Origin of the sequence: Gluconacetobacter aggeris (genome assembly GCF_014174395.1) — a bacterium.
In the GTDB taxonomy this organism is placed as follows: Bacteria; Pseudomonadota; Alphaproteobacteria; order Acetobacterales; family Acetobacteraceae; genus Gluconacetobacter; species Gluconacetobacter aggeris.
In genome coordinates, this window is sequence record NZ_JABEQD010000009.1 from 148498 (window position 1) to 174959 (window position 26462).

At 66.2% G+C, this 26462-nt stretch carries 24 protein-coding genes and 1 tRNA gene; 18 read left to right on the forward strand and 7 right to left on the reverse strand.

Features of this window, described 5'->3' with window-relative positions; all coding sequences use genetic code 11:
• From HLH36_RS13465 to HLH36_RS13480, 4 genes are read left to right on the forward strand one after another with little or no spacing between them, the layout of a single operon-like run.
• Positions 1-711, forward strand: a complete 711-nt coding sequence (locus tag HLH36_RS13465) for a CBS domain-containing protein (protein WP_182986869.1) — start codon at positions 1-3, stop codon at positions 709-711.
• A gap of 37 nt (positions 712-748) precedes the next feature.
• On the forward strand, positions 749-3154 hold the full coding sequence (ppsA, locus tag HLH36_RS13470) for a phosphoenolpyruvate synthase (protein WP_182986870.1): 2406 nt from the start codon (positions 749-751) through the stop codon (positions 3152-3154).
• A gap of 38 nt (positions 3155-3192) precedes the next feature.
• Positions 3193-4185, forward strand: a complete 993-nt coding sequence (locus HLH36_RS13475) for a 1-phosphofructokinase family hexose kinase (protein WP_182986871.1) — start codon at positions 3193-3195, stop codon at positions 4183-4185.
• On the forward strand, positions 4148-5191 hold the full coding sequence (locus tag HLH36_RS13480) for a ribose-phosphate diphosphokinase (RefSeq protein ID WP_182986904.1): 1044 nt from the start codon (positions 4148-4150) through the stop codon (positions 5189-5191). The genes HLH36_RS13475 and HLH36_RS13480 overlap by 38 nt, the downstream gene beginning before the upstream one ends.
• On the opposite strand, the gene HLH36_RS13485 is transcribed toward HLH36_RS13480, so the two are convergent.
• Positions 5188-6363, reverse strand: coding sequence for a hypothetical protein (locus HLH36_RS13485; protein ID WP_182986872.1), 1176 nt, complete (start codon positions 6361-6363; stop codon positions 5188-5190). The genes HLH36_RS13480 and HLH36_RS13485 overlap by 4 nt on opposite strands.
• Before the next feature lie 357 nt (positions 6364-6720).
• Here HLH36_RS13485 and HLH36_RS13490 point away from each other — a divergent pair, with 357 nt between their 5' ends.
• The gene (locus HLH36_RS13490; protein ID WP_182986873.1) at positions 6721-7164 is read left to right on the forward strand and encodes a VOC family protein; all 444 of its coding nucleotides are present in this window, start codon (positions 6721-6723) and stop codon (positions 7162-7164) included.
• Between the two features lie 22 nt (positions 7165-7186).
• On the opposite strand, the gene HLH36_RS13495 is transcribed toward HLH36_RS13490, so the two are convergent.
• The 3 genes from HLH36_RS13495 to HLH36_RS13505 form a co-directional block, all read right to left on the reverse strand.
• Positions 7187-8146 carry an NAD(P)-dependent oxidoreductase gene (locus tag HLH36_RS13495; RefSeq protein WP_182986874.1) on the reverse strand — a complete coding sequence of 320 codons (960 nt, stop codon included), beginning with the start codon at positions 8144-8146 and terminating at the stop codon, positions 7187-7189.
• Between the two features lie 4 nt (positions 8147-8150).
• Complete coding sequence (locus tag HLH36_RS13500; protein WP_338030458.1) at positions 8151-8759, reverse strand: CapA family protein; 609 nt, start codon at positions 8757-8759, stop codon at positions 8151-8153.
• A gap of 244 nt (positions 8760-9003) precedes the next feature.
• Positions 9004-9909 (reverse strand): LysR substrate-binding domain-containing protein, encoded by a 906-nt coding sequence (locus HLH36_RS13505; protein ID WP_182986875.1) that lies wholly within the window; start codon positions 9907-9909, stop codon positions 9004-9006.
• 316 nt (positions 9910-10225) lie between these two features.
• On the opposite strand from HLH36_RS13505, the gene HLH36_RS13510 reads away from it, so the two are divergent.
• The 8 genes from HLH36_RS13510 to HLH36_RS13545 all read left to right on the forward strand — a co-directional run bounded on the left by HLH36_RS13510 (position 10226) and on the right by HLH36_RS13545 (position 18805).
• Complete coding sequence (locus tag HLH36_RS13510) at positions 10226-12847, forward strand: TonB-dependent receptor plug domain-containing protein (RefSeq protein ID WP_182986876.1); 2622 nt, start codon at positions 10226-10228, stop codon at positions 12845-12847.
• A gap of 110 nt (positions 12848-12957) precedes the next feature.
• Positions 12958-14214 carry an MFS transporter gene (locus HLH36_RS13515; protein ID WP_182986877.1) on the forward strand — a complete coding sequence of 419 codons (1257 nt, stop codon included), beginning with the start codon at positions 12958-12960 and terminating at the stop codon, positions 14212-14214.
• Complete coding sequence (gene pxpB / locus HLH36_RS13520) at positions 14211-14852, forward strand: 5-oxoprolinase subunit PxpB (RefSeq protein ID WP_182986878.1); 642 nt, start codon at positions 14211-14213, stop codon at positions 14850-14852. Before HLH36_RS13515 ends, pxpB begins: the two co-directional genes overlap by 4 nt.
• Positions 14849-15820, forward strand: coding sequence for a 5-oxoprolinase subunit C family protein (locus HLH36_RS13525; RefSeq protein ID WP_182986879.1), 972 nt, complete (start codon positions 14849-14851; stop codon positions 15818-15820). Before pxpB ends, HLH36_RS13525 begins: the two co-directional genes overlap by 4 nt.
• Before the next feature lie 20 nt (positions 15821-15840).
• Positions 15841-16608 (forward strand): LamB/YcsF family protein, encoded by a 768-nt coding sequence (locus tag HLH36_RS13530; protein ID WP_182986880.1) that lies wholly within the window; start codon positions 15841-15843, stop codon positions 16606-16608.
• 13 nt (positions 16609-16621) lie between these two features.
• Positions 16622-17074, forward strand: a complete 453-nt coding sequence (locus HLH36_RS13535; protein WP_182986881.1) for an acetyl-CoA carboxylase biotin carboxyl carrier protein — start codon at positions 16622-16624, stop codon at positions 17072-17074.
• A complete protein-coding gene (gene accC, locus HLH36_RS13540; protein ID WP_182986882.1) occupies positions 17067-18425 on the forward strand; it encodes an acetyl-CoA carboxylase biotin carboxylase subunit in 1359 nt (452 codons plus the stop codon). The genes HLH36_RS13535 and accC overlap by 8 nt, the downstream gene beginning before the upstream one ends.
• Complete coding sequence (locus HLH36_RS13545; protein ID WP_182986883.1) at positions 18422-18805, forward strand: hypothetical protein; 384 nt, start codon at positions 18422-18424, stop codon at positions 18803-18805. Before accC ends, HLH36_RS13545 begins: the two co-directional genes overlap by 4 nt.
• A 10-nt stretch (positions 18806-18815) precedes the next feature.
• On the opposite strand, the gene HLH36_RS13550 is transcribed toward HLH36_RS13545, so the two are convergent.
• Positions 18816-19391 carry a winged helix DNA-binding protein gene (locus HLH36_RS13550; RefSeq protein WP_182986884.1) on the reverse strand — a complete coding sequence of 192 codons (576 nt, stop codon included), beginning with the start codon at positions 19389-19391 and terminating at the stop codon, positions 18816-18818.
• A gap of 78 nt (positions 19392-19469) precedes the next feature.
• On the opposite strand from HLH36_RS13550, the gene HLH36_RS13555 reads away from it, so the two are divergent.
• From HLH36_RS13555 to HLH36_RS13570, 4 genes are all read left to right on the forward strand, one after another.
• On the forward strand, positions 19470-21563 hold the full coding sequence (locus HLH36_RS13555) for a hydantoinase/oxoprolinase family protein (RefSeq protein ID WP_182986885.1): 2094 nt from the start codon (positions 19470-19472) through the stop codon (positions 21561-21563).
• Entirely contained in the window at positions 21560-23173 is a 1614-nt protein-coding gene (locus HLH36_RS13560; RefSeq protein WP_182986886.1) for a hydantoinase B/oxoprolinase family protein, read from the forward strand. The genes HLH36_RS13555 and HLH36_RS13560 overlap by 4 nt, the downstream gene beginning before the upstream one ends.
• A gap of 357 nt (positions 23174-23530) precedes the next feature.
• The gene (locus HLH36_RS13565; protein WP_182986887.1) at positions 23531-24097 is read left to right on the forward strand and encodes a hypothetical protein; all 567 of its coding nucleotides are present in this window, start codon (positions 23531-23533) and stop codon (positions 24095-24097) included.
• Positions 24094-24279 carry a glutathione S-transferase family protein gene (locus HLH36_RS13570; protein ID WP_246376825.1) on the forward strand — a complete coding sequence of 62 codons (186 nt, stop codon included), beginning with the start codon at positions 24094-24096 and terminating at the stop codon, positions 24277-24279. The genes HLH36_RS13565 and HLH36_RS13570 overlap by 4 nt, the downstream gene beginning before the upstream one ends.
• Before the next feature lie 72 nt (positions 24280-24351).
• On the opposite strand, the gene HLH36_RS13575 is transcribed toward HLH36_RS13570, so the two are convergent.
• Entirely contained in the window at positions 24352-25143 is a 792-nt protein-coding gene (locus HLH36_RS13575; protein WP_182986888.1) for an NAD(P)H-dependent oxidoreductase, read from the reverse strand.
• 103 nt (positions 25144-25246) lie between these two features.
• Here HLH36_RS13575 and HLH36_RS13580 point away from each other — a divergent pair, with 103 nt between their 5' ends.
• Positions 25247-26164: a LysR family transcriptional regulator gene (locus HLH36_RS13580; protein ID WP_182986889.1), complete on the forward strand. Its 918-nt coding sequence runs from the start codon at positions 25247-25249 to the stop codon at positions 26162-26164.
• Between the two features lie 187 nt (positions 26165-26351).
• Here the strand turns inward: HLH36_RS13580 and HLH36_RS13585 are convergent.
• A tRNA-Met gene (locus HLH36_RS13585) sits at positions 26352-26428 on the reverse strand.
• Positions 26429-26462 lie beyond the last annotated feature (34 nt).

A 26462-nucleotide genomic window follows, 5' to 3' on the forward strand; every position in this document is an offset into this window, starting at 1 on the left:
ATGCAGGTCAAGGACGTCATGACCTCGCCGGCAATCTGTGTCGCGCCAACGCAATCCATCACGGACGCCATCCGGCTGATGGTGGCGCACAAAATCAGCGGGTTGCCGGTCATCACCGAAAAAGGGCAACTGGTCGGCATCCTCACCGAAGGCGACCTCATGCGTCGGAGCGAACTGGAAACCGCCGGGCATTCATGGCTCGGCGACCTGTTCCGCTCGCCAGGGCACAAGGCCGAGGACTATGTTCACACTCATGGCCGCAAGGTTGCCGATATCATGTCGCAGCGGCCCGTATCCGTCGGGCCCGAGACCCCGTTGCGCGATGCCATCGCCACATTGATGCTGCACCATATCAGGCGCCTGCCGGTCATGAAGAACGATCAGCTCGTGGGCGTGGTCTCGCGTGGCGACGTGCTGCGCGCCTTGCTGCCGCTGATGTCCGGCGCGCCTGCCCTATCCGACGACCAGAGCATCAGGCAGTCCATCCTGAAGGAATACCAGGCGGCATTGCATCTGGGCGGCCGCAACACCATCAATGTCGATGTCAGGAACGGGGTAGTGGACCTCGACGGTACCGTCACGGACGAACGCCTGCGCACCGCCGCCCGCGTGGCGGCGGAAAACGTGAAGGGGGTCGTCTCCGTCGTGGACCACATCACCTGCATCGACCCGTTCGCAGGCGTCACCATCCCCCCACCTTCCCTGCCGTAAGAGGCTGTTTCGCGGCCAGAAAAGCAGGAGCGACGCGATGGCGGAGCCTTCAGACTCCCTGCGCTGGTTCGAAGATATCGGGCTTGGCGATGTTCCCCTGGTCGGCGGCAAGAACGCCTCGCTGGGCGAGATGTACCGGGGGCTGGCAACACAGGACATCCTGGTGCCCAACGGGTTCGTCCTGACGGCGCGCGCCTATCGCGCAGCACTGGACGCGGCAGACGCCTGGCCGGCCCTGCATGCCCTGCTGGACCCCCTGGACCCGACCGATATCGCCCTGCTGGCCCGCAACGCGGCCCAGGCGCGCGAACTGGTCTACGCCGCCACCGGCACGGAAACGCTGCGCCGGCTCGTCGCCGACGCCTATCGTCGCCTCGAAGCGCAATATGGTCCGGATGTCGCCGTCGCGGTCCGCAGCTCCGCCACGGCGGAGGATCTTCCCACGGCCAGCTTCGCGGGCCAGCACGAATCCTACCTGAATATCAGCGGGGCCGAGGCGGTCTTCGAAGCCTGCCGCCACTGTTTCGCCTCGCTCTTCACCGACCGGGCCATCGTGTATCGCGCCAATAACGGCTTCGACCATTTCAAGGTCAGCCTGTCCGTGGGGGTCATGAAGCTGATCCATGCCGACCGCGCCTCCAGCGGCGTCATCTTTACCCTCGATACCGAATCCGGCTTCCGCGACATCGTGCTGATAACCGGCGCCTACGGGCTGGGCGAGAATATCGTCCAGGGCACCATCGACCCGGACGAATTCTATGTCCACAAACCGGCCTTTCGCCAAGGACACCGCACCGTGCTGCGGCATGTCCTGGGACGGAAGCAACTGACGATGGGCCTGGAGCCGACCTCCGGCGGATCGCGCACCCAGAACGTGCCGACCCCGCCGGACCGCCAGCGCCAATTCTGCATCAGCGATACCGAAGCCCTGTCCCTGGCCGGCCAGGCACTGCTGATCGAGGATCATTATTCCCGACAGGCCGGCCACCCGGTGCCGATGGATATCGAATGGGCGAAAGATGCCGATGACGGCCGGCTCTATATCGTCCAGGCGCGGCCCGAGACCGTGGCCTCGCGCCGGGGCGCCGCCATGCTGGAAACCTATGCCCTGACGGGAAGCGGCCCCGTGCTGGCGCGCGGCCGGGCCGTAGGCGAGAAGATCGGGGGCGGCCCGGTCCGCGTGATTTCCACCCGTGCCGAACTCGCCTCCTTCCAGCCCGGCGACGTGCTGGTCGCGCCCTCGACCAATCCCGACTGGGAGGCGGTCATGAAGACCGCGTCCGCCATCGTGACCGACCATGGCGGCCGTACCTGCCATGCCGCCATCATCGCGCGCGAACTGGGCGTTCCGGCGGTCGTCGGAACCGGCGATGCGACCCGGGTCCTGCACGCGGGCCAGCGCGTCACGGTCTCATGCGCGGGGGGCGAGAGCGGAGAGATCTACGACGGCGAGATTCCCTTCACGGTCACCCGCACCGATGCCGGCAGCCTGCCGCGCCCGCGCACGCCGATCATGGTCAATCTGGGCAATCCCGAACTGGCCTTCCGCACGGCGATGATGCCCTGCGCGGGGGTGGGCCTGGCACGCATGGAATTCATCATCAGCGAATCCATCGGCATCCACCCGATGGCACTGGCGCACCCCGAACGCCTGACGCCCGACGACCGGCAGCGGGTCGCCGAACGCACGGCGGGCAGCTCCTCGCCCGGCGATTATTTCATCCGCACCCTGTCGGAAGGGATCGGCACGATCGCCGCCGCCTTCCATCCCCGGCCGGTGATCGTGCGGCTGTCGGATTTCAAGACCAACGAATATGCGGCCCTGATCGGCGGCACGACGTTCGAGCCGCGGGAGGCAAACCCCATGCTCGGCTTTCGCGGGGCGTCGCGCTACGCCCACCCGGCCTATGCCGACGGCTTCGCGCTGGAATGCGCTGCCCTGTCGCGGGTGCGCGGGGCCATGGGGCTGACCAACCTGATCGTCATGGTGCCGTTCTGCCGCCGGGTGGCGGAAGCCGAGCAGGTCCTGGCCGCGATGGGCCGCAACGGCCTGGCGCGCGGCAAGGACGGGCTGGCCGTCTACATGATGTGCGAAATCCCCAACAACGTCATCCAGATCGATTCCTTTGCCGCCGAATTCGACGGATTCTCGATCGGATCGAACGATCTGACCCAGCTCACGCTGGGCGTGGACCGCGATTCCGACATCGTCGCATTCGATTTCGACGAGCGCGACCCCGGCATGCTGGAAATGCTGCGCCTGGCCGTCACCGGCGCCCGCCGCAACGGACGCAGGATCGGAATCTGCGGCGAGGCCCCGGCGAACGACCCCGAGATCGCCCGCTACCTGGTCGCCATCGGCATCGATTCGATCAGCGTCAATCCGTCCAGCCTGCTGCGCACCATGGATATCGTCCGCCAGGCCGAAGACGCCCTGGCCTGAACGGCGCGCCACTCCCCCCTTGCGCGGGATCACCCGACATGTCCCAGACCATTGCGACCTTGACGCTCAATCCCGCCATAGACGTCGCCTGCGTCGCGGCGGAGGTGCATCCGACACAGAAGATCCGCACGACGAACGAGCGGCTGGACCCCGGCGGCGGGGGCATCAACGTCGCCCACGTCGTCCACGAGCTGGGCGGCGAGACCCTGGCCGTCATCATGGCCGGCGGCGTGACCGGGCGCCTGGTCGAGGAATTGCTCGACCAGGCCGGCGTGCCCTGGAAGAGCCTGCCGATCGTGGGCCGGACCCGCATCTGCCTGAACGTGCAGGAGCGCGCGAGCCACCTGGAATATCGTTTCGTGTCCGAGGGCCCGCTGATCGAGGCCATGGAATGGCGGAACAGCCTGGCACTCCTCGAAGAGCTTGACGCCGCCTGGGTCGTCGCAAGCGGCAGCCTGCCGCGCGGGGTGCCCGAGGATTTCTATGCGCGGGTGGCCGCCATCGGCGCACGGCGGGGCTGGCGCCTCGCCGTCGATACATCCGGCGCCGCCCTGCGCGCGGTCATGGGCCACGGGGTGGACCTGCTGAAACTCGACCATGGGGAATTCGAATCCCTGGTCGGCCATCCGGTCCGGGGCCAGGACGCCCTGGCGGCGGAAATCGGGCGGGTGCTGCGTGCCGGCGCGGCCCGGATGATCGCCGTCAGCCTCGGGCCGGACGGCGCATGGCTGGGGTCCGCCGCCGGCCTGACATACCTGCCCGCCCCGCCGGTGCAGGCACGCGGCGCCGTCGGCGCCGGCGACAGTCTCATGGCGGGCCTGGTGCTGGGCCTGACGCGCGGCATGCCCCCCGACGCGGCGCTGGCCCTGGGCGTCGCCGCCGGCTCCGCAAGCGTCGAACGCTATGGCACGGCCCGGGCCCGGCGCGAGACGGTCGAATCCCTGTTCCGGCAGATCAGGGCCGGCACCCTATCCAGCGCGGAGGACCCGACCGGTGGACCCACGACAGACACGACCCGCCTGGCAGGCTGAGCCGCAGGCCGAGGGCGCGATCCGCCTGTTCGCCCTGGCCGGCACCGACGGGCTCGGGCAGGCCATCGCCCGGCACCTGGGCCTGACGCTGGGCCGGCACGAGGAACGCGATTTCGAGGATGGCGAACACAAGACCCGCGCGCTGGACCCGGTATGCGGCGCGGATGTCTATCTGCTGCACAGCCTGCACGGCGGCGCAACGGGCAGCGCCAACGACCGGCTGTGCCGGCTGCTGTTCTTTATCGGCGCCTGCAAGGACGCCGGGGCCGCGCGCGTGACCGCCATCGCGCCCTATCTGTGCTACGGGCGCAAGGACCGGCGGACGAAGCCGAACGACCCGGTGACGACACGCTATGTCGCGACACTGTTCGAAGCCGTCGGAACCGACCGCCTGGTCACGATGGACGTGCATGACGAGGCGGCGTTCGAAAACGCCTTCCGCCGGCAGACGGTGGCGCTGACGGCCGTCCCCCTGCTGGTGGAGGCCCTGCGCGGCCTGACCGCCGAGTCGGGGGCCGATCCAGCCCGCCTGTGCGTCGTGTCGCCCGACCTTGGCGGCGGCAAGCGGGCCGAGCGCCTGCGCGGGGCGCTGGAAGCGGCCACCGGACACCCGGTCGGCGCGGCCTTCGCCGAGAAGCACCGCAGCGGCGGGCAGGTTTCCGGCGACCTGTTCGTGGGCGATGTCGCGGGGGCGACCTGTATCGTCATCGACGATCTGGTCAGCACCGGCGGCACGCTCGCCCGCGCGGCCCGCGCCGCGCGCGGCGCCGGCGCACGCCAGGTCGTGGCCTGCGTCACCCATGGCCTGTTCATGGCCGGCGCGGACGGCATCCTGGCCGAACCGGCCATCGACCGTATCCTGACAACCGACACGGTCCAGCCCATCCGGCTGCCGGACGGCCCGGCCCGGCGCAAGCTGCGGGTCCTCTCCGCCGCGCCATTGCTTGCCGAAGCCATCCGCCGGCTGCATCGCGACGCACCGCTGTCGGACCTCCTGGTCTTCTAGGGTCCGGCGCGGACCAGGGCGGCATGCTCCAGCCGCTCCAGCCGCAGCGCATCCGCCAGAGCCAGGCGCAGATAGGCGCGCGCCTGGCGCGGCCATTTTTCAGGCGTGCGCGGCCGGGCGTCGCACAGATGCATGATCGCCAGCCGGGCCCGCAGCATGGCGCGATAGCTGCGATAGAACAGCAGCAACCCGCCGGCACGCCCCCCGTGCAGGACAGGCCGCAAGCGCCGGCCGATCCTCTCCCCCGCCCAGGCCGCACCCAGACGCGCGCATTCCAGTTGCAGGAAGGCGATCTCATCCAGCGGATCGAGCGCCCGCAAGGCCGGGTCGAACTCCAGACAGTCGATGATGCTCACGCGCCCGTCCATCCAGATATGTTCCGGACGCAAATCCCCGTGCGCGTCGACGATGCGGCCGGCCCGCGCACGCGCCACGATCACCCCGAACCGCCGGTCCACAAAGCGCCCCAGGATCGCGTCCACACGCGCCACCATGCCGCGCGGCAGATGAAAGCGCGGGTCCTGCAACACGCGCCGGTGGCCGGACAACGCCCTCCGCCATGCCATCCGCAAGGTGTCCGCGGACCTGCGGACCGCAAGCGGGTGCGCATGCGCGTAGAACGACGCCAGTACGGCCGCCAGCCGGTCGAGCTGCGACGGCCGCACCGCATGCGTCAGCAAGGTCGACTGCAGAAACCCGCCATCGTCGAGGCGCCGCATGACGACCAGCCAGTCCACGACCCGCCCCGCCCCGCCGATGGCCAGGCCCGCAGCGCCCTCGACCAGCGGGACGACCCCCAGATAGACCTCCGGCGCCAGCCGGCGGTTCAGGCGATCTTCGGCACGGCAGGCATCGGCCCGGCGCGCCAGGGTGGAGAAATCCAGATAGGGAAAGCGCACCGGCTTCTTGAGCTTGTAGACGCGCCCCCCGGCCAGGAAGACCCAGGACATATGCGTCTCGCGCGCAATGACCGTGTTGACGGCACCACCATAGGTTTGCGGCCGGGACAGAAACCGGACCTTGCGCTCCAGGGATACAGGCGGCGCCGAAAGAGGCGCATCGCGCGCCATCCGGCCGGTCCGGGCCGGCGAGTGAACCCTGTCCGGCCGGGCCGGGATCACGCCCGGTCCCGGTTCCAGGGCCGCGCGTCGGGTGCGATGTGCTGCTGTCACGTGGCGTCGGCGGAACGCTGGATGACATTCCGCCCTCCCATTTCCCATCACATGGGGGCAGGAAGCGGACCGGAAAAGAAGCGGGCAGGAAAGTTCGTCGACCGGACGATCATGTTCCATGATGTGCCCGCTCTGGACGAAGACGATGCAAAACGCCTCCCGCCCTCACGTTCCCGCGCAGGAGACAGGAATGGCCGGCATGGCGGCAGACGTATGAGGCACGGCCGACAGATCGAATATTCGATTTCTCACAAACGAAATATATCGTTTTCCATCCCATATGGCACAGCGTTATCATCGGCGCCGGGTCAGCCGTGAATAAGAGACTGTTCCAAAAGCCTCCAAGGATAGATCGACATGAACACCATCGCGACAGGCACCGGCGCCATCCCGCCCTTCCATCTCGCCTTTCCCGTCCGCGACATTGCGGAGGCCCGCGCATTCTATGGGGAGCTTCTGGGATGCCCGGAGGGCAGAAGCGCGCCCGACTGGGTCGATTTCGATTTTTACGGTCATCAGATCGTCGCCCACCTGGCGCCGGCGGAACTGACACCGGCACAACGCAACGAGGTCGACGACCATGCCGTGCCCGTACGGCATTTCGGCATCGTGCTGCCCATGCCGGCCTGGCACGACATGGCGGAGAAACTGCGCGCGGCCGGCACCGCCTTCATCGTAGAGCCCTATATTCGCTTCAAGGGACAACCGGGCGAGCAGGCCACAATGTTCTTCCAGGACCCCAGCGGAAACGCGATCGAAATCAAGGCATTTGCCGATATCGGGCAGCTTTTCGCCAAATAGTCCCCGGCAGGGCCGGCGCCGGTCAGGCGCCGGGCGGCTGCACGCAGTGCGCCGGCGTCCGCCCCGCCAGCGCATCGATGACCTGCTGCGCGCAGAGCATCGCGGTCCGGCGCAGGGCCTCGCCCGTCGCGCCTCCAAGATGCGGCGTCAGGATCAGGCCGGGCGCCGATAGTACCGGGTCATGCGCAAGCGGGGGTTCCCGTACCAGAACGTCCAGTGCCGCCCCGGCCAGCGTTCCGGCCTGCAGGGCCGCGACCAGGGCGACACTGTCGATCGCGGTGCCACGGCTGGTATTGACGAGCAGCGCACCCGGTTTCAGCAGGGCCAGGGCGGCGGCGTCGATCGGGGTCGCCCCCGCAGCGCCCGCCGGCCGATGGAGGGAGACGATGTCCGCGCTGCGCAACAGCGCCTCCACCCCGTCCACCCGCATGACGCCGGCCTGCGCAAAGACCGCGTCCGGCACGTTGGGCGACCAGGCCACCACCCGCATGCCGAACCCCGCCCCCGCCATCGCCGCCACATGCCGGGCGATCGCGCCGAAACCAATCAGGCCCAACGTCTTGCCGGCCAGTTCAATCCCGCCGGCCGCATAGCGGAAATCCCACTGCCCGTCGCGAACGGCCCGGTCGGCAACGGGAATGCGCCGTGCGGCCGCCAGGATCAGCCCCATGGTCAGTTCCGCGACCGAGCGGCTGTTCGTATTGGGCGCGTTGGTCACCCAGATCCCCCGTTCCGCCGCTGCGGCAACCGCGATCCTGTTGGTGCCCGAGCCGTGACAGGCGACAAGGCGCAGATTGGGCGCGGCGCGGATGGCGGCTTCATCGAATCCGAGGTCGCGGGTAATGACAGCCTCGGCGCCGCCGATTTCAGCGGTTGCCGCCTCCATCGTCGCGCGGCTGGCATAGCGCGTGGCAACGCCGGCGCCATTCAGATACGCCACCGCGTCGGGATGGATCGGCTGGGTGATGAAACAGGTGGCCACGGCGTTATCCTTCCATCCCGACCGCTGCGGGCATGAGGGGGAGTCGGATCGCCCCGTCCGCGACCGTCATCTCGGTACCGAAGGGGCGGGACAAAGCGGCAAAAGCCTCGAGAATGCGCCTGGCCCAGGCACCCTGGGCCAGCATCGGCGTCCCGCGACGATGCGCCGGGCGCCCCAGCCCCAGCGAAACCGGATGGATGTCGATCCCCCGCAGCATGTCCCCCTCATAGAGGCAGACCGGCACCACGCTGTCCCAGAAGCGCTGATCGGCAGGGAAACCCTTGCGGTCGTTTTCGCCGCGTTCCTTGTAGAGGCGATGCGGCGTGACATCGGGCACGCAACGATAGGCAGCGTAGGAATCCATCGGCAGGCGCGCGACGCGTTCGTTCTGGCCGATGACATTGCCCAGGCCGAGAAAGAGCGGGCGACCGCGATACAGTTCCAGCCCGCGCAGCAGATGCGGGCCGTGACAGACGACGATATCCGCCCCCGCATCCACCGCCGCGCGCGTGACGGCGCGCAGGAAATCGTCCGGACTTTCGACATCCGGGACGCCATCGGCATTATATCCGCTTTCATGCGCATGCACGCTCACGATCACGACGTCCGACACCAGGCGCGCCTCGCCGATCCAGCGCGCGATATCCGCGACATCCTGGGCATCGGCCTCCGTACGGACGCGGGCGGAAACGCGAATCCCAGCCGGATCTTTTCATCCGGCACATGCCCAAGGCCCAACCGTTCGTAAATCCGGGTCAGATGGGCCAGATCGTCCGCCGTCACACCATGCGTGCGCGTGACATGCAGCGGATTGACGCCTGGGCGGCCCGTCCTCAGCGTCGCCGGCGGCATGACGGTCATGGAGCCCGCTCCCCGTCCCCCACGTCGGACAGAAGCGCGTCCGCGGGACTGGCCTGCTCCAGATGGGCGATCAGGGCGTCCAGGGCGGGAGAGGTCCAGCTCAGCATCGTCAGCACCCCGATCTCGCGCAGGATCATGTGCTCCCCCAGGGGGACCACGCGGATATTCGGCATGGCGCGGACAGCCAGGATGTACGGAACGATGGCAACGCCCATGCCGCAGGCGACCATCTGCAGGATGGCATGGACTTCCTCCGTCTCGATCGCGGTATTCGGCACGATGCCCTGCGCCTGCAGGAAGCGATCGACGGTCCGGCCACCGAACGACCGACGGTCGTAACGGATGAAGGGCTGGCCGACGATGATCTGCCGCCAGTCGCCCGGCGCCAGATGCGCCGGAACGACCAGCACGAAATTCTGCCTGGCCAGAGGATGCCATCCCAGATGCGGCATCAGCCCGAAAGGCGGCCGCACGATGATGACGGCATCGAGTTCACCGGCATCCAGGCGCTCCATCAGGCCCATCGACACGCCCGGCACGATATGAAGCGTGAGCGCGGGATAATCCGCCCTCAGGCTGGCCACCGCAGGGGCCAGAATCGTCGTGTGTGTGGTCGAAATGGCCCCGACACGCAGCCGTCCATGCACGACCATTTCGGCCGCCGGGTCCCGCATCTTGTCAAACAGGGCGAGAATATCCTCCGCATGACCAAGGGACAGACGCCCGGCCGCGCTCAGGGTCACCGACCGCCCGGTGCGCTCGAACAGGGCATGGCCCAGTTCCTGCTCCAGCCGCCTGATCTGCGCGCTGACGGCGGATTGCGTCAGCCCGACACGGTCCGCGGCGGCAGCAAAACTTCCAAGCCGGGCGGCTGCGGAAAACGTGCGAAGTTCCGAGATCATGGACCGACAATCAATTATTTTGTCTCTTACATCAATAATAATGCGATATTTTTGTCTCTCAGTTTCGTTCTACATTCAGCACAAAGAGAGGGTCAAGGAGATTGCGCATATCCGGCCATGGCTGACCTTATAAATTTCCCTTATAAAATCATAATTTTCTGAATATTTATTCATCTTGCACCATAAAAAACTCTTCCGCGGTCATAAAAAATCTTGAAGAGCCATTTGGTTTCGTGCTCGTTATGTGTGCGATTTGGATATGTTTCACACATGACCGCGGCAGTCTGCCGCCTAACGCATTCAGGAAGCTGTGACGATGCCAATGCATTCCGGGGCGAGGACTTTTCTACTCGGCAGCGCCGCGATGGGCGCGCTTCTGCTTCAGGGTGCCTTCGGCCCCGCATGTGCAGCCACGGCATCCCCCCAGCAGTCCGAGGCGACACACCTCCGCAAGCCCGCACGGCATGCGCCCGCCGCCGACACGCATGGCGTCACCGCGCAAGGCGCCACCCACCGGCAGGCTGCCGATAGCGCCGCGATCAGCAGCGCGCTCAAGGCCTCGTCCGAGGATATCACCGTCAGCGCCACGGCCGCGCCCGGCAACAATGTGCTTTCGACCTCGACACGACGCCACAGCACGACGCAGGTGACGGTCATCAGCGCATCGGACCTCAAGGCCACCGGCCAGACCAACCTGATCCAGGCATTATCGCAGATGATGCCATCCGTTTCGGCACCCCCGCTGCCGGGCGTGGGCAATAATGCATTCGTGCAGACGATGCAGTTGCGCGGCCTGTCCGCCGACCAGACACTGATCCTGGTGAACGGGCATCGCCGGCATCTGGGCGCCAACTTCAATGCGAACGCCGGACCGAACTGGGGCACGGAACCTGCCGATATCTCCATGATTCCGGTCGGCGCGGTCGACCATATCGAAGTCATTACAGAAGGGGCAACCGCGCTCTACGGCCAGGATGCGATCGCGGGCGCGGTCAATATCGTCCTGAAGGAGGATACGCAGGGCCTCTCGGCCGATTTCAAGAACAGCGGCTATTACGCAGGCGATGGCCAGGCCCTGGACGGCTCGATCACCAAGGGGTTCGCGATCGGCCGCCACGGCGGTTATCTCGACCTCTCCGCCCAGATCACCCATCAATTGCCGACCTCGCGCACGGGCGACTACATCAATCCCGCGACCTATCCCAACGATCTGTATTATGCATTGCCCGGCGGCCAGGCCGATCCGCGCACGGCCGCGCTGGGCCGCAACGTCCAGCGCATTCTGGGCATCCCGAAGCAGACGCGTGAGTCGATTTCCGCCAATATGGGCATTCCCATCACCGACAGCATCAAGTTCTACTCGACCGACACCTATGGGCACCGACGCGTCAACGCGGCCGAGAATTTCCGTTCCGCGGCAGACGACCTGACCGTCAACGCAATCTGGCCGAACGGCATGCAGCCCTATCTCGACCTGGAGGAAAATGATTTCGAGGTCGATAACGGCTTCAAGGGCACGACGGCCGGCTTCAACTGGGACACTTATGTCAATTATGGCCGCGACATCCAGCGCTACTGGATGCAGGACACCGACAACCCCACTTATGGCGTGAACAGCCCGACGAAATTCGCTACCGGTTCGGCCGTCACCAGCCAGTTGACGGCCGGCTTCAGGGCCTCGCACGCGCTCCGCCTGGGCTTCCTGCCCAAGCTGGCCAATGTGGAGTTCGGCGCGGAATATCGTCGCGACATGTTCGCCATGGGGCCGGGCGTCTACGAATCCTATGGCAACGGGGGCGTTCCGATCCTGGAAGGACCGAACGCCGGCAAGGCGGCCAATCCGGGGTCGGCCGACCACGCGGGCAATCCCCCGCTGGCCGTCACCAACCAGAACCGCGACGTCTATGACGGGCACGTCAATCTCGATTTCTACGTCCTGCCGCGTTGGGAATGGACGTTGGGCGGTCGCGCGACCAGCTATAACAACCTGGCCACCGTGACGACGGGGTCGGTCGGCACGCGCTATAATTTCTCCGACCGGTTCGCGCTGCGGGCCAGCATTAACAGCGGTTATCGTCCCCCCACACTCGGTCAGGAATATTATTTCTACTCGGCGCCTTTTGCGACCTATTCGATCGACCAGCTTCCCAGCACCAGCGCGCCGGCCCGCGCCCTCGGCGCCCAGGCGCTGAAGGGCGAGTATTCCCGCAGCTACAGCGTAGGCGTCGATGCAACCCCGGTCGACAACTGGCATGTCACGGGAAATCTCTATTACATCGCAATCAACGACCGCCTGGCCAGCACCACGACACTGGGCGGCGCCGGTGTGGGGAGATTGCTGGCCAATGCCGGTCTGGGCAATGTAACCTATGCCTCGTACTACACGAATCCAGTCAATACGGCGACCTACGGGGGCGACATCGCAACCGACTACACCCTCCACACCAAACGGCTGGGAACATTCCGTTTCGCGTTCAGCGTCAGCCTGACCGACAACGAGATCCGCAGCTCCAATGCGGTGCCCCAGGTTCTTCAGAGCATGAACCTGGCATATTTCAATCAATATGCCCGGACCGTCCTGCTGCACTCGGCGCCCAAGAACCGCGAAAACCTGAGCGTGAACTGGAGCTGGGGCAGATGGTCGGCCTTCATTCAGGAATCACGCTACGGCTCGCTGATCTATGCGGCGACACCCAGCCTGCCGACCAATCTGTGGCTTGTCGAGCGACCCGCCTTCATCACCAACATCGAAGTCTCCTACAGGATTTTGCCGCAATGGACCGTCGCGGTCGGCGCCAACAACCTTGGCGACAAATATCCCACGCGCCTGAGTCCGAAATCGATCGCCACGTCTTTCAACGCCTATAAATATTCGTTCTTTTCGCCCTACGGCTTCAACGGTGGCATGTATTATGTACGAACGGGCCTGAATTTCTGACCGCCCTGCTGAAAATGCGCCTGGACGAAAGCAGCCTTGCCGGCCGCGTTCACCCACTCGGCCGCATTTTCCAGACAGGTTCCCACACGCAGTTCACAGGATAGCGCCCTTTGCTGAATATCGTCCGCCCCGATGTCATGACACCGCGTCCTTTCCGCTACGTGATCTATGCGCTGGCGGTTGCGATGTGCGTCATCTGCTATGGGGACCGGGCGGCGCTTTCGGCCGGAATGCCGTCGATTGCCCATGAATTCGGCCTGACGCCAGGCGAAATCGGCTGGGTGCTGTCCAGCTTTCTCTGGTCCTATTTCATCCTGAACCTGCCCAGCGCGATCCTGCTGGACCGGCTGGGCGCGCGCACTGTCGGGGCCCTGGCGGTGGCGCTGTGGTCAATGGCCATGATCCTGGGCAGCCTGGTGGCCACCATTCCGGCCTTCATCGCCACGCGCGTGCTGCTGGGCATTGGCGAGGCCCCGACCTTCTCCCTGGGCAACAAGGTGGTGCGGGCCTGGGCGCCTCCCAACGAGCGCGGCCTGATGATGACGGCCTTTATCTGCGGCATTCCGATCGGCCTGGCATCCGGCGCCGCGGCAGGCGCATGGCTGATCGCGCATTTCGGCTGGCGGCCCGCCTTCGGCATTCTGGGGGCGGGCGGTCTGCTGTGGTCGGTGGCCTGGTGGTTCGCCCATCCCGCGCAGGCGGAACGCATCCACACGACGCGGCACGGAATCCTGTCCGTGCCGACATTGTTCGCTTCGTCCTCGTTCTGGGGCATCGTCATCGCCCAATGCTGCGCCAATTACGCAAATTTCCTGCTGATGTCATGGCTGCCGCTGATGCTGCGGCAGGTGCTGCACCTGGACATGGTGCAGGCAGGGACCGATACCGCCTATTGCTATTTCGGGGCCGCGGTCCTGTCTCTCACCGCGGGCAAGGCCGGCGAACGGCTGATGGCCGGGCAGCCGCTGCTCCGTGGCGCGCGCCGCCATGTCGTGGCCGTCTTTCTGGTCCTGGCCGCGCTGATGGGATTGCTGCCGTTCTGCACCACCGCCGGTACGATCATTCCCCTGCTGGCCGTGTCCATGGCCTTCATGGCCGCGGGAACAGGGGCCAACATGGCGCTGCTGGCTGATCTGGTCGCGGAGCACGACCTGCTGGGATCGGTCACTGGCCTGACATTGACCTTCAGCAACGGCCTGGGAATCGCCGCACCCATCATGACGGGCTATCTGCTGCAGGCCACGGGCAACTTCCATGACGTCTTCTACATCACCGCTGGCATCCTCCTGTGCGGCGCGGCGGCGGCGCTGACGATGCCACACCGCACGATCCATGCCCGGCCCGTCGCGCAGGACGCGGCAGGATGATCCGCCTGAGCATGGCCGGTACCGGCGCCATCCTGCTGGACGCCGCCATGGGCCCGTTCGACGCCGCAACGCAGCGCCGGATCTGGGCAGCGGCACGCGCCCTGGGCGGCGCACCGTCAGTCGTGCAGGCGGTGCCGGGGGTCAACAACCTGCTGGTCACGTTCGATGCGCTCCACACCGAACCCGATGCGGTCGAACAGATGATCCGCCAGGCCTGGACCGCCGCCGCCGCCGAGGAAATCCCGGCGCGCGAGGTCGAAATCCCCGTCACCTATGGCGGCGCCTTCGGCGAGGATCTGGCCCTGGTGGCGAAGCATGCCGGCCTGTCGGAGGAGGCAACCATCGCCGCGCACCTGGCCGGGCGCTACAGCGTGGCCGCCATCGGGGCGATGGCGGGCTTTGCCTACATGACCGGGCTGGACCCGCGCCTGGCCGTGCCGCGTCGCGATACGCCCCGCCTGAGCGTGGAATGCGGGGCGGTGGTGGTGGGCGGGGGCCAGGCGGGCGTCATGCCCTGCACCGCGCCCTCCGGCTGGCACATCATCGGGCGGACGACCCTGCCGCTGTTCGACCCGCACCGCCCGGACCCGGGCTTCCTGCGCATTGGCGACACCGTACGCTTCACGAGGGTCGCATGATCGAAATCCTCGCCAATTCGGCGCTGAACACCATTCAGGACCGGGGCCGCCCCAGGGCCATGACCCTGGGTGTCGCGCGGGGCGGAGCCATGGACATGCTGGCCCTGGCCTGCGGCAACATGGTGCTGGGCAACGAGCCGGACGCGGCGGGGATCGAGATCGCCTTCTTCCCGTTCCGTCTCCGTTTCCTGGATGATCGCGCCTTTGCCGTCACCGGCGCGCGCGGCCCCGTCCGGCTGGATGGTGTCGACCTGCCGCCCGACTGGGCCATGATCGCGCGGGCCGGGCAGACGCTGCACTGCGACGCTCCGACCGAGGGATGCCGCACCTATGTCACCATCGCGGGCGGAATCGACGTGCCCCTGGTGCTCGGCGCCCGTTCCACCGACCTGAAGGGCGGTTTCGGGGGGCTGGAAGGGCGCGCGCTGCAAAAGGGCGACCGGCTGCCTTGCGGCATGCCCGCGACGCCCGGCATACCCCCGCACGGCTACGGCCTGGCGGTCCGATGCCCGATGCCCGACGCTGACGCCACGCGCGTGCGCGTGCTGCCCGCCGCCGAATATGATGATTTCACCGCCGAAGCGCGGCATGCATTCTTCCAGACCGCCTGGCGGCTGACGCCGAGCGCCAACCGCACGGGCTATCGTCTGGAGGGCACGCCCCTGGCCCAGCAACGGCCGCTGAACCTGTTTTCACACGGGATCGTGCCCGGAACGGTCCAGGTCCCCCCTGCCGGACAGCCGATCGTCCAGATGGCCGACGCCAATACCTGCGGCGGGTATCCGAAGATCGCCACCATCATCGAATCCGACCTGCGCCTGCTGGCCCAGACCCGCGTGAACGGCCGCATCCGCTTCGTCGAGACCACGCGCGCGGACGCCATCGCCGCGCTGCGGACCGAGGCCCGGGACCAGGCACGCCGCGCGGACGCGTTCGCCCATCTGCGCCACATGCTGATCCCGGCATGATTCTACAGGAGACCGTCCCCATGACCGACCGCAAGACCATCGACCTGAATGCCGACCTGGGCGAAAGCTTCGGCCACTACACCATCGGCAATGACGCGGCGATGCTGGACGTGGTGACGTCCGCGAACGTGGCATGCGGCTTCCATGGCGGCGATCCGGAAGTGATGGCCGCAACCTTCCGCGTCGCCCGGGACAAGGGCGTGGCGGTCGGGGCACATCCTGGCTTTCCCGACCTGTGGGGCTTCGGGCGACGCGTCATGCCGTTTTCAACCGGCGAGATCGAGCGGATCGTCGCCTACCAGGTCGGCGCGGCCCAGGCGCTGGCAGCCTATGCGGGGCATCGCCTGACCTATGTGAAGACGCATGGCGCGCTGGGCAACCTGACCGAGCGGGATCCCGCCGTGGCCGAGGCCGTGATCGAGGCCGTGCGACGCATCGACCCCACTCTGCCGCTGATGGCCATCGCCCTGAGCCATCTGGAACGGATCGGCCGCGAACGCGGCATGACGATCTTCTCCGAGATTTTCGCCGATCGCGCCTACACCGAGGACGGACACCTGGTCTCCCGCAAGGAACCGGGCGCCGTCCTGCACGACGCGGATTTCGCGGCCGACCGCATCGTCCGCATGGTGCGGGCCGGCGCCATCGAAACCGTGTCGGGCAGGATGCTGCCGACCCGGATCGATTCGATCTGCGTGCACGGCGACAACGCCGAGTCCGTCGAGGTCGCCCGCACCGTGCGGGCCCGGCTGGAAGCGGCGGGTATTGCATTGCGCGCGCTGACCTGAGGAGCCGCGCCCGATGACCGTCGATCTGGAGCGCATCACGATCCTCATGGAGCGGATGCACGCACTCGGCATTGCCGAGCTGGAATACACCCATGGCGACGAGCATGTCCGCCTGGTCCGGGACGCCTCCCCCCCGTCGTCCCCGCCAGCGGGGACATTGCCGGCCGCGACGCCGAACGTGCCGGCATCCCCCCTGCCAGCTCCCCCCGCGCCCCCCGCATCCTGCACGATCACGGCGACGATGTATGGCCAGTTCTACGCCTCGCCCACGCCGGGGGGCGCGCCCTTCGTCACCGAAGGCGCGGTCGTCGCGCAGGGACAGCCCCTCTATATCCTGGAGGTGATGAAGACCCTGACGCACGTCGAGGCCGAATTCCCCTGCACGATCACCGCAATCCTGTGTGAAAACGGCCAGGCGGTGGAGCCGGGGACCGAATTGTTCACCGTGGAGCGTCGGGATGCGTGATATCCGTACCGTCCTGATCGCCAACCGCGGCGAAATCGCCCTGCGCATCGCCCGCGCCTGCCGCCTGCTCGGGCTGCGCAGCGTGGGCGTGCATTCCGAAGCCGATGCCGGCCTGGCGCATCTCCGCCTGGTCGACCAGCGGATCTGCATCGGCCCCGCATCGGCGGCACGAAGCTATCTGGATGCCGAGCGCATCCTGCGCGCCGCCGCATTGACGGGGGCGGACGCGATCCACCCCGGTTACGGCTTCCTGTCGGAAAACGCCGATTTCGCCGAAGCGGTGGAACGCGCGGGCCTGGTCCTGGTGGGGCCGCCCTCCTCCGTCATGCGCATGATGGGCGACAAGATCGCCGCCAAGCAGCAGATGCGCCACAGCGGCGTGCCCTGCCTGCCCGGCTCGGACGACGCCCTGCCGGACGATATCGCCGAGGCCATGCGGATCTGCGACAGCGTGGGCTATCCGCTGATCGTCAAGGCGGCAGGTGGCGGCGGCGGGCGCGGCATGCGCGTCGTGCGCCGGCCCGAAGACGCGCGCGACGCAATTGAAACCGCGCGCGAGGAAGCCGGACGCGCCTTCGGCAACGCATCCGTCTATGCCGAGCGATTCCTGCAGCATCCGCGCCATGTGGAAATCCAGGTCCTGGCCGACGGGGTGGGCCAGGCCGTCTGGCTGGGCGCGCGGGATTGTTCCGTACAACGCCGGCACCAGAAACTGATCGAGGAAGCGCCCGCCATCGGAATTCCGCCCGACCGTATCGCCGAGCTGGGCGAACGCTGCGCCCGCGCCTGCGTCCAGATGGGATATGTCGGAGCCGGCACGTTCGAATTCCTCTACGAGGACGGCGCATTTTCCTTCATCGAGATGAACACGCGCCTGCAGGTGGAACATCCGGTGACCGAAATGACGACCGGCATCGATATCGTGCGCGAGCAGTTGCGCATTGCCATGGGGCACCCCCTGTCGTTCGGCCAGTCCGACATCGAAACGCGCGGCCATGCCATCGAATGCCGGATCAACGCGGAACATCCGGAAACCTTCGCCCCCTGCCCCGGCCTCGTGCGGACATGGCGCCCGCCGGGCGGCCCCGGCGTGCGGGTCGATACGCACCTGTATGATGGCTACACGGTACCGCCGCAGTACGACTCCCTGGTCGCCAAGCTGATCGTCCATGGCGCGGACCGCGCCGATGCGCTGGCACGGATGCGCGCGGCGCTGGACGAGATGATGGTCGAAGGCATCACCACCACCGCCCCGCTGCATCGCCGCCTGATGGATGCCGCGGGTTTTTGCGCCGGCGGCGTCTCCGTCCATTATCTGGAGGCATTGGCGGCCGAAGGGGCCACGCCATGACGATCCTGGACCAGTTGCCCGCGCTGGTCGCGGCCATGCGGCGCAATGCCGTCCGAGGCCTGACGCTGGGCGACGCCGAGACCAGGCTGACCCTTCGGCTGGCCGACGTGATGGCGGAGGCTCCCATGGCCCCCGCAGCCATCGTGGCGCCCACCGTGACGCGGGCCCTGAGCCCGGAGATGGGCGTCTTCCGCCTGGGCGCCGAAGGCGCACAAACAGGCGCACAGGTCGCATGCGGGACGATTCTGGGTTTTGTCGAGATCGGGCCGGCACTCCTCCCCATCCCATCACCGGCAGCCGGAACGCTCAGCGCCGTCCTGGCCGAGGACGGCGCGCCCATCGGCTTTCACGCTCCGGCCTTCGAGATAACCGATGCGTGAGCGGCATCTCCTAGAGCGACGAAGCCGAGCGCGACGCCTGTTCGTAGAATCCCGTCAGCACGCGCAGCGCTTTCGCGACCTCGCCGATCTTCACGCCGCCAGGGTTCCGGTCCGGGGGGATGAGTTCCAGCAGGCAGACCTTGCGGATACGGGCATAATCCTCGCAGACCGCCCGCCCCTTTTCCGTCGTGCCGACGAAAACCTCCTTGCCGTCGCGGCGGCGGGTGATGAGGCCCAGCCGGTCCAGTTTCTTCATCGCATAATTGAGATAATGGCGTTCGGACAGATTGAGCGTGAACATCAGGTCCGAGATGCTCTTCTGCCGATGGCGGTGATTGACGCTGTGCAGGATCAGCGCATCCAGCGGGGAAAGGTCGGGCAGGTTCGCCGCTGCCATGCCGCGCACCACCCAGCGCTGGAATGCATGATTGACGACCGTCAGTGCGAATTCGAACTCGCTGAGATCTTCGTTTCCAGGACTGGCGAGATGCGACGACGACACGATGAAGGCGCGTTCCATCGCCAGGGCCAGCGCTTCGGGCGGCTGTTCCGCGCGCGCGCGGCGGCCAGGTTTCGTGTTCGTCATGAGGCCTCTCGCTCCCGTCAGTTCGGCGCCGGACCATGGCGTCGCGTCCTTATCCTAACCTGAACCCGGAGGCAGGGCATGTCCCCCAAGATGCAAATTCGCCTGGCCGCCGATATCGGCGGAACGTTCACGGACATCGTGCTGGAAACCCCGCATGGACGTCTGACGCGCAAGGTCCTCACGACGCCGCATGCGCCCGAGGAAGGGGTGATGACCGGCATCGGCCTGATCCTGGCCGATGCCGGGCTGGCCTTCACCGATGTCACGGTCTTCGTCCATGGCACGACGCTGGCGACCAACGCCATTATCGAGCGGCGAGGCGCCCTGACGGTACTGGTCGGCACCGAGGGATTTCGTGACGTCCTGGAAATCGGCACGGAAAGCCGGTTCAACCAGTATGACATCATGATCCAGAAGCCGGCGCCGCTGGTTCCCCGTACCGCGCGCTTCACGGTGCCGGAGCGCATGGACGCCAGGGGACGGGTCCAAAGGCCGCTGGACGAGGACGCGCTGCGGGCGCTGGCGCCGCGCCTGCGCGCCGCGGGGGCCGAGGCGATCGCGATCGCCTTCATGCATGCCTACGCAAATCCGGACCATGAGCGCCGCGCCGGCGAGATCCTGGCCGAGGCCCTTCCGGACATTCCGATTTCGCTCTCCAGTGCGGTCTGCCCCGAAGTGCGTGAATATGAGCGCACCTCCACCACCGTCGCCAATGCCTATGTCCAGCCGCTGATGGCCGGCTATCTGGGCCGGCTGCGACAGGCGCTGGATGCGCAGTCGTTCCATGGGGCGCTGTATCTGGTGACGTCGGGCGGCGGACTGACGTCGCTGGAAACGGCGCGGCAATTTCCGGTGCGCCTGGTCGAATCCGGTCCGGCGGGCGGTGCGATCTTCGCCGCCCAATGCGCCGAGCGCCTGGCCGAGGATCGTGTCCTCTCCTTCGACATGGGCGGCACCACGGCCAAGATCTGCCTGATCGAACAGGGTCAGCCCGCATCCTCGCGCGTGTTCGAGGTCGATCGCACGGCCCGTTTCATGAAAGGGTCCGGCCTGCCGCTGCGCATTCCCGTCATCGAAATGGTCGAAATCGGCGCGGGGGGCGGGTCGCTCGTCCATCTGGACGCCATGAAACGCGTCGTCGTGGGGCCGGAAAGCGCGTCATCCGTGCCCGGGCCGGCCTGTTACGGGCTGGGGGGCACCCGCCCGGCCGTGACCGACGCGGACGTGACGCTGGGCCTGATCCAGCCGGAGGCCTTCGCCGGCGGCAGCATGACCCTGCAACCCGAGCGCGCGGCGATCGCCTTGCAGCAGGCCATCGGCACCACGCTGGGCCTGTCGCCGGAAATGGCGGCCCACGCGGTCTATGAAATCGTCTGCGAGAACATGGCCAGCGCCGCCCGCGTGCATGCCGCCGAACGCGGGGCGGTCATCGGTACCCACACCATGATCGCCTTCGGCGGCGCGGCCCCGCTGCATGCCGCCCGCGTGGCCGAAAAACTGGGGGTCCGCCGGCTGGTCGTGCCGTCGAATGCCGGCGTGGGGTCCGCCGTCGGCTTCCTGGCCGCTCCGGTCTCGTTCGAAATCGTCCGCTCCTGCCCGGTGCGGCTGAATGCCGGCTTCGATACCGCCACCATCACCGCCCTGCTGGAGGATATGACGGAGACGGCGCGGGACATGGTGCAGGACGGCGCCGACGCCGCGGCGCTGACCATCCGGCGCGGCGGCTTCATGCGCTATGTCGGACAGGGGCACGAAATCATCGTCTCCCTGCCGGACGGCCCCCTGACACCCGACGACCTGCCGGCATTGCGGGCGGCATTCGAGGCGGAATATGCCCGCCAGTTCGAACGCGTCATCCCCAACGCTCTGGTCGAGATCCTGAACTGGTCGGTCTGTGTTTCGACCACGCCCGCAAAGCCCGAACCTTTCGCCCCCACGCCGGCGCGGCGCGGGGCGGCGCCGGCACGGACGCGCCGCCTGTTCGACGGGGCCAGGGGCCAGTTCGTCGAACTGGCGGTCTATGACCGCGACGACATGCGCCCCGGCAGCCTCGTTCCCGGGCCGGCCCTGATCGCCGAGCGCGAGACCACCACCTACGTTTCGGCCCGCTTCGACGCCTTTATCGACGGCAGCGGCAATATCGTCATGGACATGAAGGAAACGGCCCAATGAACGCGCGGAGCCAGATCGATCTCCAGATCATGTGGAACCGCCTGATCGCCGTCGTCGGCGAGCAGGCGCAAGTCCTGATTCGCACGGCCTTCAGCCCGATCGTGCGCGAATGCGAGGATATTTCAGCGGGGATCTTCGACCTGCGGGGCCGCATGATCGCGCAGGCCGTGACCGGTACCCCCGGCCACGTCAACTCGATGGCGGAATCGGTGGGGCATTTCCTGCGCCACTTCCCCATCGAGACCATGAAGGACGGCGATGCCTACATCACCAACGACCCGTGGATGGGCACAGGGCATCTGAATGATTTCGTCGTCACGACTCCAGCCTTCCATCGGGGCAAGCTTGTGGGACTGTTTTCCTGCACCAGCCACCTGATGGATATCGGCGGTCTGGGTTGCGGCCCGGAAGGGACGGACGTGCTGATGGAGGGGCTGTCGATCCCCATGCTCAAGCTGATCGACCAGGGCCGGGTGAACGAGACCCTGATGGCCATGATCCGCACCAACACTCGCCTGCCGATCGACACCGAGGGCGATACCTACTCCCTGGCGGCCTGCAACGATGTCGGCGTGCGCGCGCTGCGCGCGATGATGGACGAATTCGCCATCGACACGCTGGAACCGCTGGCCGATTTCATCATCGAACGATCGTACAATGCCGTCGTGGAAAAGATCGCCGCCCTGCCACGCGGCACATGGTCGTACGACATGACGATAGACGGCTACGATACGCCGCTGACGCTGCGGGCACGCCTGACGATCGATGCCGATGGCGTGCTGGTCGATTATGACGGGTCGGACCCCGTCGTGCCGCGCGGAATCAACGTACCGCTGGCCTATACCAAGGCCTATACGGTGTTCGGCCTGGCCTGCGCCATCGCGCCGGACGTGCCCAACAATGCCGGATCACTGGCGGCCTATCGCGTCACCGCACCGGCGGGAAGCGTGCTCAACGCACCGCACCCGGCGCCGGTCTCCTCACGGCATATCGTGGGGCAGATGCTGCCGGACATGGTGTTCGGCTGCCTGCGCACCCCCCTGCCCGACCGGATCCCGGCGGAAGGCACATCCTGCCTGTGGAACATCACGGTGCGCGGAAACTGGGCGCCGGCCGGACAGGATACGATTCAGGCCTTCGCGCTGGCCATCACGACCAATGGCGGCACGGGGGCGCGGCCGGGCCTGGACGGGCTGTCGGCCACCGCATTTCCCTCGGGCGTCCATGGCACACCGATCGAGATCGCGGAAATCCAGTGTCCCCTCATTTTCTGGCGCAAGGAATTCCGCGAAGGCAGCGGCGGCGACGGCGAGACCCGCGGCGGCCTGGGCCAGATCATGGAGATCGGCAGCACGGAACAGCGACCGTTCGAACTGCTGGCCGCATTCGACCGGATCAAATACCCCCCGCGCGGCGCAGCCGGGGGCAAGGACGGCGCCCCCGGCTGCATAAGGCTGGCGGGCGGAAAGGAACTGGCGGGCAAGGGACTGCAGATTATCCCGCCCGATGAGACATTGATCATCATGACTCCCGGCGGGGGCGGCCTGGGCGCGCCCGAGGCCCGGACGGAAGCACACCGCCAGGCAGACCGCAAAGGCGGCTACGCGTAGCATGCGAAGCATCCAGTCAGCCATCGCGAACATGCGCTTGCTGCCGGGATTGTCGAATGCGTTTGTATTTATTTTCTCTCCACCACACGCTCAAAGAAAAACCCCACGAACCTGCTGGTTTCGTGGGGTTTTTGTGTGGTTCATGGTTGGCGGGGACAGGATTGGTTCTCAAATTACGGCCATCACAAGCTGAGAATAAAGCGGGTTTGGATAGCTGTTTTAATGATCTTTTTCTGCCAGAGCCTGAATTTTTGAATCATAGCCTTTCATCCCAGACCAAAAAGACAGAAAATTCGTTGATCATGATGCCAGGGCGGCGCCCGTTACCGGGTTACCGGCCGGAAGGATGGAATCACGATGAACCCATTGAACGATTTCCTACAGCGCTTCAATTTCAGCGAGCGACACAGTATCGATATCTCCGCCCCGGCCAGTCGTATCATGAACGCGGTGACCGTCTGGCGGAACGAGGACGATCCGCTCGTCCGCGCCGCTATCCGCCTGCGGGAGATGCCCACCCGCCTGTTCGGCCGCGCGCGGCAACAGCATCTGGATCTCACAGACTTCACGCTGCTGGAACGGCAAGGCGATACGGCTCTGGTCTACGGCCTTGTCGGTGCGTTCTGGCAGGCGGATTACGGATTGTGCGACATTCCCTCGACGGACGATTTTCTCACCCCGCGCCATGACGACGTCTGCAAGCTTGCCCTTGGCTTCTCCATCCAGCCGGGACCACACGGCACCCAGCGTCTGGTGACGGAAACCCGCGTGCTTTGCGTCACGGACCGGGCCAGACGCCGCTTCACGCCCTATTGGTATCTGATCCGTCCGGTCAGCGGCCTGATCCGCCGTCGCATGCTCACCGCCATCCGGGAGCAGTCGGAGTCTCCGCCCTCTCACCACCCGCGCGCAGCATTGCCATGAAGCTTTACGACTACCCCACCGCCCCCAATCCACGGCGTGTACGCTTCTCGATCGCCGACATCACCGCGTTCGTCACACTGGATTTCGCCCGTAGCCGACTGAAGCTCACATTGCCAGATGAAGCCACTACCCTCCGCGCCTGGTTCACGACCATCGCCATGCGGTCAGGAGCGCAGGCATGATGACACGCTCCAAGCGGCATATCCGGCGGGCCTGGGACCGCTGACGTTCTTCTCTGCTTTGCCGCATAACCGTCAGTCGCGTTCAGGGGCGAGATGTACCTCGAAGCCGCGTACACCCGGTGGCACCAGTTCCGGCAGCACTTCCATGGTCGGGATCTGATAGTCGCCGTAATTCTGCTTGCGGTAAGGAATCGGCGCGATCGTCTCCAGCGACTTCATACGCTCGCGTAACTGATCGGCGAGAAGCGTGAATTTCGGCCCGTCCATCCGATCGACACGATAGGCTACGAAAGGCGGCAGGACGGTGAAACCGGGATAGAAGAGGATTCCATGGTTGATCGGGAACAGCAGATCGTCGATCGGGCCGTTGATCCCGCGATCCGAATAATGTTCCGGCCATCCTCCGGCAGTCACCATCAGCATCGCACGCTTGCCTTCCATGACCCCTTCACCATATCGGTCGCCCCAGCGCTGGTCGCTGTGTTCGCCCACCCCATAAGCAAAGCCGGACGCGTAGACGCGGTCCACCCAACCCTTGAGAATGGCCGGCATGGCAAACCACCATAGCGGAAACTGCAGAATAACCGTATCGGCCCATAGCAGCTTCTCCTGCTCGGCCTTCACGTCCGCCGTCAGCGCATCCGCCGCGAACCCGTCATTGGACGCCTTCCAGACCTTCAGCGGCTCGTCCGACGACAGGCCCGGAAAATCGTTCCTGTCAATCGTAGCCTTCCAGCGCATGGCATAGAGGTCCGACACCCGCACGTCATGTCCTTGGGCCGTCAGTTCAGCGACGGCGACGTCGAGCAGGGCGCCGTTGAGCGAGTGTCTTTCCGGATGGGCGAAGACGATCAGGACATTCATGGTGCTTCCTCATGCAGGTGGAAGGAAATCGATGACTTTCGGAGGATAGGGGATAGGCTATTCTCTTCCCATATGGCCTGAGTGGAAGGGACAGTGCCGGAAAATGGAACAATCATATGTCTCGCTCGACCGGATGCGGACCTTCGTTCGCGTCGCCGAACGCGGCAACCTCGCGGCGGTCGCCCGCGAGACCGGCGCAGGCCAGTCCACGATCACCCGCCATCTGCGCGAGCTTGAAGAGGCGCTGGGTGTCTCGCTGCTCACTCGTACGACCCGCCGCACGGCGCTGACCGAAGAGGGCACGCGCTATTACGCGCAATGCCTGCAGATCCTGTGCCTGGTCGAACAGGCCAGCCAGGAGATGCGCCAGACACGCCAGGCGATTGCGGGCATGGTCCGGATCTCCTGCACCGCGGCGCTCGGCGTCCTGCACGTCAGCCGGCTGATCTTTGCCTTCCAGGACCAGCATCCCGGGATACGGGTGGAATTCAGCCTGACCGACGAGCGTGTCGATCTGGTGCGCGAGGGCGTCGACATCGCCATCCGTCTCGGCCCACTGACCGACAGTTCGATGAAGCTGCGGGCGCTGGGGGAAAGCCAGCGCGTGCTGGTGGCCTCGCCGGACTGGCTGCGCCGCAAGGGCCCACTGAAGCGGCCCGAGGAACTGCGTGATCTCGAAGGCGTGCGTCTCTCCCGGGTCCAAGGTTCCGACCGGCTGGTCCTCCAGGACCAGCAGGGCAAACATCACGTCGTTCCATTCCACGGTCGCCTGAATGTCGATCATGGGCTCGCGGCCCGGGAGGCTTTCCTGGCGGGGCGCGGTTTCGGGCCAGCGCATCGGTGGCTGGTGGACGACTGCCTTCAGGACGGCCGGCTGGACCTCGTGCTGCCGAACTACAGGCAGCCCTCCGTGCCCCTGAGCATGTTGATCGCACCGGAGCGGGCGAGCCTGACCCGAGTGCGTCTCTGTGCCGATTTTCTCGGGCATGAAATCGCGAAAATACCTGGAATCGAGCGATGATGGCGAATTTGGACGCTCATGCGGTGGCTCGGGCGCGGATAATGCTGACCCTGCTCCCAACATGCCCTCAGTTTTGAGTCAGATTCGGGTAGCATCTGATTTTATTATGTTTTATTTTCAGCCCATCATCTGCCCAAAGAAAAACCCCACGAACCTGCTGGTTTCGTGGGGTTTTATGTGTTCGGTATGGTTGCGGGGGCAGGATTTGAACCTGCGGCCTTCAGGTTATGAGCCTGACGAGCTACCGGGCTGCTCCACCCCGCGTGGGTGTAGGTGGATTGGAAGACCTGGCGGCGAC